Here is an 11,937-nt window from a genome sequence, read left to right on the forward strand (position 1 = left end):
CAGGTTCAGCACATCGGTGCCGGTGGTGCCGGTGACCGAGTCGATCGCCGAAACGGAGACGGTGCCGGCGGCCAGCAGCGTCACCGCTTCGGTCGTGTCGGTGGTGCCGATGATCGTGTCGATCGCCGAGACCGACAGCGAGTCGCCGGCGTTGGCCAGCGTGACCACCTCGACCGCGGTCGTGCCGACCAGCGATTCGACCGCCGACACGCTGAGCGAGCCGCCGCCGAGCATGTTGACGATGTCGGTCGTGTCGGTCGAGCCGATCACCGATTCGACCGCCGAGACGGTCATCGTGCCGGTGGCCAGCATCGTGATCGCGTCGGTCGTGTCGGTCGAGCCCAACACGGTGTCGATGTCGCTGACCGAGACCGCCCCGCCGGCCAGCAGGTTCAGCACATCGGTCGTCGCGGTGGTACCCAGCACGCTCTCGACGCCGCTGACCGACATCGTGCCGCTGGTGAGCATCGACAGCACGTCGGTGCCGGTGGAGCCGACGACGGTCTCGACATCGGAGACGAATACGGTGCCGCTGTTGGCGGTGTTCAGCGTCACCGCATCGGTGCCGGTGGACCCCAGGACGGATTCGATGTCGCTGATCGCGATGCTGCCGCCGGTGCCAAGCAGGGTCAGCACATCCGCCGTCGAGGTGGTGCCGCCGATGCTGCTGACGTTGCCCGAGATGACAACACCGTTGATATCGACCGAATCAATCATGAGAACTCCGAAGTCTGGAAGCGTGACGTTTTTGACGTTCTGGTGACCCGACAAGCTGGCGAACCGGCCAATGGCCGCATGCCCCCTCCTTCAGGTCGTCGTCGAGTTTTCGGCTTCTCGCGGTAGAGCTTGAAGTGCCAGTGAGGGCTATTCGCAGGCTTTATTTCTCGATTGAAGCGTTTACCGGAGGGCTACCCTCCCCGGCATTGGCTCCCGCCGTGCCCGGCGGGCGCTCGGCCATGGACCGAATTCGCGATGAACCCATCTGCATTGCCTGCCCGCCCCGTCAACGCGCCACGCCGCCGCGAAGGCCCGATGGCCCGCGCCCTGGCGGGCGAGAAGCGGGCGCTCGCGGCCTGTGCCATGTTCAGCGGCGCCTCCAGCATCCTGTTGCTGGTGCCGTCGGTCTATTCGATGCAGATTTACGACCGCGTGCTGTCCAGCCGTCACGGCGTCACGCTGCTGGCGCTGACCGCGATCGCACTGGGTCTCTACGCTTTGTTGGCAGCGCTCGACTGGGCGCGCGGCGAGTTGATGGTTGTGGCCGGAATGCGGCTCGACGAGAAGTTGCGCCAGCGGGTGTTCGATGCCGCGATGAGCCGACCCGGCGCCGGCGCAGTGGCCGCGAATGCCGCGCAGGCCGATCTGCACACGGTGCGCCAGTTCATTTCCGGCCCTGCCTTGCACGCCTTGTTCGACTTGCCATGGTTGCCGCTGATGGCGCTGGCCGCCACGCTGTTGCATCCCTGGCTCGGCGCCTACGTGGTGGCGGCGACGTTGACGCTGCTGGCGCTGACCTGGCTCAGCGAGTGGCGCAGTGCTGCGCCCCTGGTCCGTGCAGGTGTCGAGGGCCTGGCCGCCCAGCAATCACTGGCCGAAACCGCACGCCATGCAGAGGTGGTGCGTGCGCTCGGCATGCAGCCGGCCATGCGGGAACGCTGGCTGCGCCACCACCTGGCCATGCTCGGGTGGCAGTCGCGCGCCAGCCAGGCGGCCGAGACGCTGGGCGCCGGCACGCGCTTTGCGCGCATGGGGCTGCAGTCGCTGGTTTTCGCGCTGGGCGCGTGGCTGGTGCTCGACGCCGAACTCTCGGCCGGCGGCATCTTCGCGGTGTCGCTGATCGTGGGCCGTGCGCTGGCACCGGTCGAACAAGTGCTGAATCTGTGGCGCCAGGTCGTGCAGGTGCGCAGCGCCTGGGACCGGCTGGACGCGCTGTTGATCGATGCCGGCCAGATGCCGGACCGCATGGCGCTGCCGGCGCCGACCGGCCAGATCACCGTCAACCAGGCTTCGGCGCTGGCGCCCGGTGGCGCGCGGCCGGTGCTGGTCGGCATCAATTGCTCGGCGATGCCGGGCGACATTGTTGGCGTGATCGGCCACAGCGGCTCGGGCAAGTCGACGCTCGGGCGACTCTTGATTGGCCTGGACGCACCCGCTGCCGGCCAGGTGCGGCTGGATGGCGCCGAGCTGTCGCAGTGGCCGCGCGAAGCGCTCGGGCCGCACATCGGCTACCTGCCACAGACGGTCGACTTGATCGAGGGCACGGTGGCCGAGAACATCGCGCGCTTCGGCGAGGTGGATGCCGAGAAGGTGGTCACCGCTGCGCGCGCTGCCGGCGTGCACGACCTGGTGCTGAAGCTGCCCCAAGGCTACGACACGCCACTGGGGCCGGATGGCGCCGGTCTCTCCGGCGGCCAGAAGCAGCGTGTCGCACTGGCCCGTGCGCTCTATGGTGATCCGCGGCTGCTGGTGCTCGATGAGCCGAACGCCAACCTCGACGCCGACGGCGAGGCCGCGCTGCACGCCGCGCTGATCGGGTGCAAGGCCCGCGGCGCGACGGTCTTCGTGATCACCCAGCGCAACGGCGTGCTGGGCCTGGCCGACAAGCTGCTGGTGCTGCAGGAAGGCAGCGCCTTGGCCTTCGGCGCCAAGCAAGAGGTGCTGGCGCGCTTTGCCGTACCGAGCGCCGCACCCGCTGCGGCGCCACGTCCGGCAGGCCAGCACGAGACGATGGAGGCCGGCGCATGAACCCCGGCAAGACGATGGACACGATCGAGCTGGCGCCGCCGGTGCCGCTGGACCTGCAGCGGCCGCTGCGCTTCGGCCTCGGCGCGCTGGTGATCGGCGTTGCCGTCACGCTGTGGTGGTCGGCTGCGGTGCCGCTGGCCGAAGGCGTGCCCGCCGAAGGCGTGGTGAAGACCGAGGGCAGCCGACGCAGCGTGCAGCATGCGCGCGGCGGCACGCTGCGCGAGATCCTGGTGCGCGATGGCGACACGGTGCGCCAGGGCCAGCCGCTGCTGCGCCTGGACGACACCGACGCGAAGGCGCGCCTGGGCATGATCGAGGCGCGCTGGTGGCCGGCATTGGCGCAAGAGGCCCGTTTGCTGGCCGAGCGTGATGGCCTGGCGCGTGTCGCATTTCCCAGCGAACTGCGCGACAGCAAGGCCGATGGTGCGGCCGATGCGATCAAGGCGCAGCAGCGCCTGTTCGACGCCCGCCGTGCAGCCCTGGCGCAAGACGACGTGGCGCAGCAGGTGGCCGTCGACTCGCTGCGTGCCTACGGCAGTGGGCTGAAAGAGCAGTCGAGCACGCGTGAGGAACAGATCCGTTCGCTGAACGAAGAGCTGAAGACCTGGCGCGAGCTGCAGGCGCAGGGCTATGTGGCACGGGCGCGCCTGTTCGAGATCGAGCGCAACCTGATGGCGGTGCAGGGCCAGTACAGCCAGGACATCGGCACCTTGTCGCGCGTCGAAGGCAGCGTGGCCGAGACGCAGGCCAAGCGCGCACAGCGCCGGTCGGAGCTGCGGCGCGACATCGAAACGCAGCTGAGCGACGTGCAATCGCGCCTGGCCGAGCTGCGCGAACAACGCACAGCCTTGCGGGAAGAGTTGGCCCGTTGCACGCTGACCGCGCCGGTCGACGGCACGGTGGTCGACCTGGCGGTGCACACCGAAGGCGGCGTCGCCACTGCGGGCCAGAAACTGATGGACCTCGTGCCCAGTCACGAGGCGCTGCTGGTCGAGGCGCAGGTGCCGGTGCGCCTGGCCGACGGGCTGGTCAACGGCCTGCAGAGCCAGGTGCGCTTCACGTCGCGCGACCAGAGCCTGACCAAGCCGGCCGAGGGACGCGTGGTCTACGTGGCCGCCGACCGCAGCGCCGACATGCACAACCCCGAAGGCTGGTACCTGGTGAAGGTGGCCGTCACGCCCCAAGCCTTGCGCGAGGCCGGCATCGCCCCGCTGCAGCCCGGCATGCCGGCGCAGGTGATGATCGCGACCGGCCAGCGCTCGATGCTCGGCTACCTGCTGGATCCGCTGACCAAACGCCTGAATGGCGTGCTGGCGGAACGTTAACGCTTGGCAGCGCAGCGAGCGATTCGTGACCTTGTGCACGCGATGCGACCCCGCCGGCCCGGCGAAGAGCCGCTGCCAGCCGGGACACTGCCGGCTGCCCTTTCCGGTTGCTGTTTGAACCGATGCGCATGCGTACCTCGTTGCCCTTGACCCTCGCGCTGGCCGCCATCCTGGCCGGCTGCGCCAACCCACCACCGGCGCCCCCGGCCGAGGCCAACGCGTGGCGACCGATGAAGCTGCCGGGCAAGCTGTCGACGCACTACGAATGGTCCGTCAAGGAGGGGCGGGCAGCGGTGAGCGCCCAGGCCGATCGTTCGGCCAGCCTGTGGCGCCGCCACGTGGCACCGGAGTTGAAGCACGCTCGAGAACTGCAGTTTTCCTGGTGGGTGCAGGACATGATCCCGACCGCCGACCTGTCCGACCCGGACCTCGGCGATGCGCCGGCCCGTGTGCTGCTCGGCTTCGATGGCGACACGGCGTCGCTGCCCCTGCGCACGCGCCTGATGTTCGATCTGGCCAAGACGCTGACCGGCGAGGAGCCGCCGTATGCCACCCTGGTGTACGTCTGGGATGCCAAGTTGCCGGTCGGCACGGTGTTGAAGCATCCGCGCAGCGACCGTGTCCGCAAGATCGTGGTCGATTCAGGCGCTGCCCAGTTGCGCCGCTGGCGAGAGCATCGGCGCGACGTGGCGGCGGACTTTCGTCTCGTCTTCGGTGAAGAGCCTGGGCCGTTGCTGACGGTGGCCTTGATGACCGACAGCGACAACACCCGCTCACGTGCCCGGGCGTGGTACGGCGCCGTCGAGTTGCGTTGAGCGCAGCGCGCGCTGAACCGGCGTTCGGCTGAACCGATCGCCGCGGTCGCGGGTGGTCAGCCCGGCAGGCGAGTTCGGGCAGTCAGGCCTCGTCCGGGCCGCTGCCGAATCACTGGCCGGCTTCGAGGTGGTAGTCCGTCGCGCGCTGGACCTCGTTCTTCGAGCCCAGCACCACGCTGACGCGCTCGTGCAGCTTGGTCGGCACCAAATCCATGATCCGTTGGCGGCCGTTGGTCGCAATGCCGCCCGCCTGCTCGACCAGGAAGGACATCGGGTTGGCCTCGTACATCAGGCGCAGCTTGCCGGGCTTGTCCGGCTCGCGCTTGTCCCACGGGTACAGGAACACGCCGCCGCGGGTCAGGATGCGGTGCACGTCGGCCACCATCGAGGCGACCCAGCGCATGTTGAAGTCCTTGCCCCGGGGCCCTTCCTTGCCGGCCAGGCACTCTTCGATGTAGCGCTTGACCGGCGCGTCCCAGTGGCGCAGGTTCGACATGTTGATCGCGAACTCCTTGGTGTCTTCCGGGATCCGCACGTCTTCTTCGGTCAGCACCCACGAGCCTTGCTCGCGGTCGAGCGTGAACATCGCAACACCGCGGCCGACGGTCAGCACCAGCGTGGTCTGCGGGCCGTAGACGCAGTAGCCGGCCGCGGCTTGCTGCTTGCCCGGCTGCAGGAAGTCCTCTTCACTGATGCCGCGCTGGTTGTTGACCTTGCGCAGCACCGAGAAGATGGTGCCGATCGAGACGTTGACGTCGATGTTCGACGAGCCGTCGAGCGGGTCGAACAGCAGCAGGTACTCGCCCTGGGGATATCGGTTCGGCACGACGTGGATCGAGTCCATCTCCTCCGACGCCATCGCCGCCAGGTGGCCGCCCCATTCGTTGGCCTCGATCAGCACCTCGTTGCTGATCACGTCGAGCTTCTTCTGGACTTCGCCCTGCACGTTCTCGGAACCGGCGGTGCCCAGCACGTCGCCGAGCGCGCCCTTGTTGACCGAGATCGCGATGCGCTTGCAGGCGCGCGCGACCACTTCGATCAGCAGGCGCAACTGCGCCGGGATGTGGCCGTGCTCGCGTTGCTGCTCGACCAGGTACTGGGTAAGGCTGATGCGTGAACTCATGGGTGCGGTCAGGTAGTGATGGGGCAGAGGGCCTGGCTGGTCAGGCGGGCGTTCCAAGCGCAACCACGCCCGGATAGCCCACCGCGACGAACTGTCGACCGTCGAAGGCCGTCGAATTGAGAATGTCGCCGCGCTGACCGACCCGCGTCTCTTGCCAAGACAGCGCGTCGGTGCTGTTCAGGATCGACTGTCCGTTGGTCAGCACGAAGGTGCTTCCCAGGGAGGTCAGGGTGGTGTAGTTGGTCGGATCGAACCGGTGGCGCACAGTCCAGCGGATACGGTCGGTGCTGGTCATGAGGCCGCCGGCGGCGGTCGCGGCGACATAAATGCCGTTGCCATAAGTCATGTCCGCGATATCGACGATATTGCCGTCGACCTCGATATAGGCCTGGCTCCAGTGCTCGCCCGAATCGGTTGACATCAAGAGCAGCCAGCCGCCGCTTGTCAACGAAAACGCGTACACGATGCCGTTGACAAACTTCATTGGCGACAACGCGAACCCAACGCCGCTGGAGATCGGCTCGGACCAAGCCAGGCCATCCAGGCTGTGCCAGGTGTGCGCGATCAGGTTGTCTTGGAGATCGCCCGAAATCACGAATCGGCCGTTGCCAAAGGCGACGGTGTAGAAGCTCGCCGTCGGATGGCTGGCGACAAGGCTCCAGGTCTGACCGTCGACACTCCCGAAGATGCGGCCGGTCTCTGACACGGCCACGAAACGACCGTTGCCGAAGGCGATAGCCATGATCCGGCCGCTGTCTTGTCCCCCGACGTTCATCGCAACGGCTGTCCACGACCGGCCGTCCAGGCTGTACGAGACGGTTCGATGCAGCTCCTGGTTCGGCGTGGGGTCGGCCGACCCGACCGCAACGAACACCGAATTGCCATAGCAGACGGATACGAGCCCATTGGAGTCGGACTGGCGCTTCGCCTGGGTCCACTGGATGTCAGCCGTCGTGGCGTCGCTATCGCCGCCGCAGGCAGACAGCAAAAGGGGCGAAGCGAGTGCGAGCACGGCCTGTCTTCTGGATACGCTCATAACGGTTTCCTCTCTGCCTGTTTTGCTCTTACGCGTGGGCCACTGCGGCTGTCAGTCCTGCAGCGCGCGGTTGATGATCTCGGCGGTGTCGCCCGACAGGTCGGTCTTGGCAGCGACGCGGGCGATTGCTTCACGTGCGGCCGAGCGGTAGGGCTCCGCCAGCGCGCGCCAACGGTCCAGGCCGCGGGCAACTCGCGACGCGATCTGCGGGTTGATCGCGTCCAGCTCCACCACACGATCGGCCCAGAACACGTAGCCGGCCGCATCGACGCGGTGGAAGGCAGCCGGGTTGTAAAACGCCAGCGACATCAGCAGCGAACGCACGCGGTTCGGGTTGTGCAGCGTGAAGTCGGGGTGCTTGAACAACTGCTTGATCTGCGCGAAGACGCGGCCATCACGTTCGGGCGCGCGGGCTTGCAGCATGAACCACTTGTCGAGCACCAGTGCATCGTTGCGGAACAGCGTGTGGAAACGCTCGAGCGCCGGGGCGGCCAGCTCGGCGTGGGCGTAGACCAGGGCCTGCAGCGCACCGAGGCGATCGGTCATGTTGCTGGCGTCTTTGAAGCGCTGGTACGCGCGGCCCGGCCAGATGGTGTCGCCGGTGGCCACGGCGTGGCGTACCAGCATCGCGAGCGCCAGGTTGGCAAGCGCGCGCTTGCCCGCTTGATCGGCGGTCGGTTGGTAGCCCTCGCGCACCTGATGGGCGCCAAAGGCCCAGGTCCAGTCGTCGTGCAGGCGCGCGGCCAACTGGTCGATCATCGCTTCGCGCAGCGCATGCACACGCTGTGGGTCGACCTCGGTCGTCTGCTCGGCGATGTAGCCTTCGGACGGCGGCACCAACGCCAGCTCCTTGAAGGCCGGGTCCAGCGTGGCATCGCGCAACACGGTGCGCATCGCATTGATGAACGGCTCGTCCAGCTCCAGCGTTCCGCTGCGCAGTGCGGCCAGCAAGCGTGACAGTGCCAGCTTCTGGCCGGCTTCCCAGCGGTTGAACGCGTCGCTGTCGTGTGCCAGCAGCACCAGGCGGTCGGCGTCGCTGAGGCCGTCGTCCAGCAGCACCGGGGCCGAGAAGCCGCGCAGCAACGACGGCACGCAGTCTTCGGTGACGTTGGTGAACACGAAGCGTTGCGTGGCCTCGGTCATCACCAGCACGCGCTCGGTGCCGGCGGCTGCGGTTTCGCCTTCGAGCTGCAGCGGCAATGCGCGGCCATCGGCGCGGCCGACCAGGCCCATCGCGACCGGGATCAGCTGCGGCTGCTTGGCCGGCTGCGCGGCCGAGGCCGGATTGGTTTGCGACAACTCCAGCGTGTAGGTGGCACTGGTGGCATCGAACTGGCCACGCGCGGTCAGGTGCGGCGTGCCGGACTGGGCGTACCAGCGCTTGAACAGATCCAGGTTCTGCGTCAGCGCGCTGCCAGGGTTCGCGTCGGCGATCGCCTGGGCGAAGTCGTCGCAGGTCACGGCCTGCCCGTCATGGCGCTGGAAGTACAGCGCCATGCCCTCGGCAAAACCTTCACGGCCGACGAGGGTGTGCATCATGCGCACGACCTCGGCACCCTTCTCGTAGACGGTCGAGGTGTAGAAGTTGTCGATCGCCTGGTAGGCGTCGGGCCGCACCGGATGGGCCATCGGGCCGGCGTCTTCGGGGAACTGCGACTCGCGCAGGCGCAGCACGTCGGCGATGCGGCACACCGCGCGGGCCGACGCGCTGCCGGCCATGTCCATCGAGAATTCCTGGTCGCGGAAGACGGTCAGGCCTTCTTTCAACGACAGCTGAAACCAGTCGCGGCAGGTGATGCGGTTGCCGGTCCAGTTGTGGAAGTACTCGTGGCCGACCACGCTTTCGATGCCGTCGAAGTCGGTGTCGGTGGCGGTGGCGGCGCTGGCCAGCACGAACTTGGTGTTGAACAGGTTCAGGCCCTTGTTCTCCATCGCGCCCATGTTGAAGTCGTCGACCGCGACGATCATGAAGCGCTCGAGGTCCAGGGCCAAGTTGAAGCGGGCTTCGTCCCACACGACGGACGCGATCAGCGAGTTCATCGCGTGCTCGGTCTTGTCCAGGTCACCGCGCTTGACGAAGATCTGCAGCAGGTGGTCCCGGCCAGCCCGGGTGCGCACCCATTGTTCGCGGGCCACCAGGTCGGCCGCGACCAACGCGAACAGGTAGCTGGGCTTCGGGAACGGGTCGTGCCATTTGGCGAAGTGGCGGCCACCGTCCAGCTCGCCCTGTTCGACCAGGTTGCCGTTGCTCAGCAGCACCGGGTACTTCTTCTTGTCGCCCCGCAGCGTGACGCTGTAAATGGCCATCACATCGGGCCGGTCGAGGAAATATGTGATGCGGCGGAAACCCTCGGCCTCGCACTGGGTGTACAGGCCGCCGCCCGAGGCGTACAGACCACTCAGCTGGGTGTTCTTTTCCGGCGCGATCGTGTTGCGCATCTCCAGCACGAACTGGTCCGCCGCCGGCGCGTCGATCACCAGCATGTCGTCTTCATGGCGGAACGAGACGCTCTGCCCGTCGACCAGCACGCGCAGCAGGTTCAGCTCTTCGCCGTGCAGGCGCAACGGCTGCACCGGCTGGGCGCTGTTGCGCTCGATCGTGAGCCTGCTGGCGACGATCGTCTTCGCGGCGTCCAGGTCCAGCGTCAGATCGACGTTGCGGATCCAGTAGGCCGGCGCGAGGTAGTCTTCGCGGCGAATGAGGGGGGCGGTGCCTTCGCGCATGGTGTGTCTTGACGTTGTGGGTCGCGGGAGTGATGCAGCGGCGGCGCAACCGCGTCACGGTGCGCGCGGTACGGCCTGGCGCAAAGCGCCACGCAGCCGTGGCTGAGGCCGGGTAGGCCCAACCCGGCAGTTTACCGGCTGGCCGGGTTCAGAAACCGGCGAGGTCGTCGGCCCGCAAACGAGCCAAGTGACGAGAAATTCGCTCGCTGGGCGGGGCTTCCACCAATGGCGCGGCGCTCAAGGCGGGGTTTCACCCGTCCATTGCCGCCGCAGCTCGTCGATCGGGATCACCGGCGACAGGTGGCCGCGCACCAGCTCCTTCAGGCGCACACGGGTCATCCGGTACCAGAAGCCAAAGGCTTCGTGCATCTTCGGGTCGCCGTGGAACTTGACGATCGTGGCACCGGCAATGCGGGCCCGGCCCTGGGCCGCGTTGTGTCGCCCCAGGCGCACGGTCTTCTTGAAGCTGACGATTTGTTCCACCGGGAACAACGCCACGCGGTCGCGTAGGCCGTGGGCGTGGACCACGTTCTGGGTGAATTCCTGGTCGCCCAGCACTTTCTGTTTGTAGGTTTCGCCGGCGACGAAGGCGTCATAGACCTTGCGCAGGCCGCCGCGGCGAATGCGCATCACCGACGAGTTGAAGCCTTCGTAGTGCCAGTTCGGCACGATCACCAGGTCGGCCGGGTGGCCAAAGGCGAACGACAGCATCTCTTCCATGTCGCGCCGGATGACCAGGCTCAGGTCGAGGTAGAGGAACTCTTCGAAGGGCAGGTAGTCGGGGTTGAACAGGCCCAGCTTGCGGGTCGTGCCGCGCATGCCGGGACGGTCCAGCTCGGTCCAGCCCGAACAGTCATGCCGGATCACGCCGGCCGGCAGCGGGCGCGGCGAGTCGGTGAAGCAATGCAGTTCGAATGGCCGATGGCAATGCCGCTTGAGCATGCCGTGCAGGCGCTCGATGTAGGTGTCGGTCATCGGGTGCGGCTCGCCAAAGGCCATGCACACGATGGGCAGCGGCTGACCGCTCATGGAATGTTCCTCATGCATACTCCTCGGGTGATGGCGGCGCCAAACCCGGCTTCTGTAGCGATTGTGATGGATGGCAGTGAGACGGGCAGCGGCGCTTGCCTGTTCCTGGCGTCCACGCCGCTGCATACTTTTTTCGCGCTGGGCTTGATGGCCGGGCCGATGCGGCAAGCGCCGAAGCACCTGTGGCTGATCGACCAGCCCCCCGGTGCGCGCGACTACCTCGCCGAGGCACTGGAGCAGTCCACCGCCATCGATGTGAAGGTCGCCCGTTGTGCGGCGCTGCGCGGTATTGCCTCGGCGCGCGCGAAATTGCATGAGATGAGCGCAGAGGCGGCGCGGATTGCACCCGCGACCATCGCCGTCGGCATGGATCACCGGCTCGAGTTCTACGCGGCGCTGCGCGGTTGCCCGCAGGCGAGCCGGCTCTACATTGACGATGGCCTGTACAGCTACCTGCCGCATCAACATGCGACGGCACCTTGGCTCGAAGTCCTGACGAACTGGCGGCGCAGCCTGAAGTACGGCTTGCCGGTGGAGCGGCCGGCGCTGGTGGGTGGCTCAAAGGCGGTGCAGTCCGGGTTTGTGCTGCTGCCCGGCCAGGTGCATGCCGGGCTCGCCGGCAAGTCGGTGCGGGCGCTGCAACCCGAGTGGTTTGCGACCGATGTCGTGCGACGGACCTGCATCAGGGCCGCGGCCCTCGCCGGTTTCGACGCCGCCGGTTGCGCGGGTCTCGGCCTGCTGATGCTGTTGCCGCACCCGCGGTTTCTTCAGTCCGACCCCGCCTTGAAAGAACAACTGGCCCGGCTGGTGCGCAGCCATACAGAGCGCGGCCAGACCGTGGCACTGAAATCGCATCCCAACGCGGCCCAGCCCGCGCATCAGCAACTGGGCTTGCCCGAAGCCCCCTGCATCGAAGTGCCAGCGCGGCTACCGGCCGAGGTGCTGGCGCCCATGCTGGACAAGACAGTGGTCGTGGGCACGCTGACCACCGCGTTGCTGAGTCTGTCGTTGCTCGGCCACGGCTTGCGCGTGTTCCGTCTGCCCAGCGCGGTGGCCACCGTGAGCGCCTTCGAAGCCGGCGCGCAGCGCGTTTACGATGCGGCCGGTGTCCAGGTCTTTGACGCAGTGCAAGTGGCCTGA

The 11,937-nt window shown here is 67.4% G+C and carries 9 protein-coding genes; 4 read left to right on the forward strand and 5 right to left on the reverse strand.

Annotated features, from left to right (window positions below):
* On the reverse strand, nucleotides 1-717 hold a 717-nt coding region (locus tag VFY73_RS24210; RefSeq protein WP_329723666.1), incomplete at its 3' end, for a hypothetical protein.
* 255 nt (nucleotides 718-972) lie between these two features.
* On the opposite strand from VFY73_RS24210, the gene VFY73_RS24215 reads away from it, so the two are divergent.
* From VFY73_RS24215 to VFY73_RS24225, 3 genes are all read left to right on the forward strand, one after another.
* On the forward strand, nucleotides 973-2,745 hold the full coding sequence (locus VFY73_RS24215; RefSeq protein ID WP_329723668.1) for a type I secretion system permease/ATPase: 1,773 nt from the start codon (nucleotides 973-975) through the stop codon (nucleotides 2,743-2,745).
* Nucleotides 2,742-4,070 (forward strand): HlyD family type I secretion periplasmic adaptor subunit, encoded by a 1,329-nt coding sequence (locus VFY73_RS24220; RefSeq protein WP_329723670.1) that lies wholly within the window; start codon nucleotides 2,742-2,744, stop codon nucleotides 4,068-4,070. The genes VFY73_RS24215 and VFY73_RS24220 overlap by 4 nt, the downstream gene beginning before the upstream one ends.
* A 128-nt stretch (nucleotides 4,071-4,198) precedes the next feature.
* Nucleotides 4,199-4,885 (forward strand): DUF3047 domain-containing protein, encoded by a 687-nt coding sequence (locus VFY73_RS24225; protein ID WP_329723672.1) that lies wholly within the window; start codon nucleotides 4,199-4,201, stop codon nucleotides 4,883-4,885.
* Between the two features lie 109 nt (nucleotides 4,886-4,994).
* Here the strand turns inward: VFY73_RS24225 and VFY73_RS24230 are convergent, their stop codons facing one another.
* From VFY73_RS24230 to VFY73_RS24245, 4 genes are all read right to left on the reverse strand, one after another.
* Nucleotides 4,995-6,008 carry a class 1 fructose-bisphosphatase gene (locus tag VFY73_RS24230; protein WP_329723674.1) on the reverse strand — a complete coding sequence of 338 codons (1,014 nt, stop codon included), beginning with the start codon at nucleotides 6,006-6,008 and terminating at the stop codon, nucleotides 4,995-4,997.
* Nucleotides 6,009-6,048: 40 nt separating this feature from the next.
* The gene (locus VFY73_RS24235; protein ID WP_329723676.1) at nucleotides 6,049-7,020 is read right to left on the reverse strand and encodes a hypothetical protein; all 972 of its coding nucleotides are present in this window, start codon (nucleotides 7,018-7,020) and stop codon (nucleotides 6,049-6,051) included.
* Between the two features lie 75 nt (nucleotides 7,021-7,095).
* Nucleotides 7,096-9,768, reverse strand: coding sequence for an aminopeptidase N (pepN, locus tag VFY73_RS24240; protein WP_329723677.1), 2,673 nt, complete (start codon nucleotides 9,766-9,768; stop codon nucleotides 7,096-7,098).
* Nucleotides 9,769-10,005: 237 nt separating this feature from the next.
* Nucleotides 10,006-10,743, reverse strand: coding sequence for a hypothetical protein (locus VFY73_RS24245; RefSeq protein WP_329723680.1), 738 nt, complete (start codon nucleotides 10,741-10,743; stop codon nucleotides 10,006-10,008).
* Here VFY73_RS24245 and VFY73_RS24250 point away from each other — a divergent pair.
* Entirely contained in the window at nucleotides 10,714-11,937 is a 1,224-nt protein-coding gene (locus VFY73_RS24250; protein ID WP_329723682.1) for a hypothetical protein, read from the forward strand. The two genes, VFY73_RS24245 and VFY73_RS24250, sit on opposite strands and share 30 nt — an antisense overlap.

The sequence above is a fragment of the Ideonella sp. genome, from assembly GCF_036277275.1.
In the GTDB taxonomy this organism is placed as follows: domain Bacteria; phylum Pseudomonadota; class Gammaproteobacteria; order Burkholderiales; family Burkholderiaceae_C; genus Ideonella.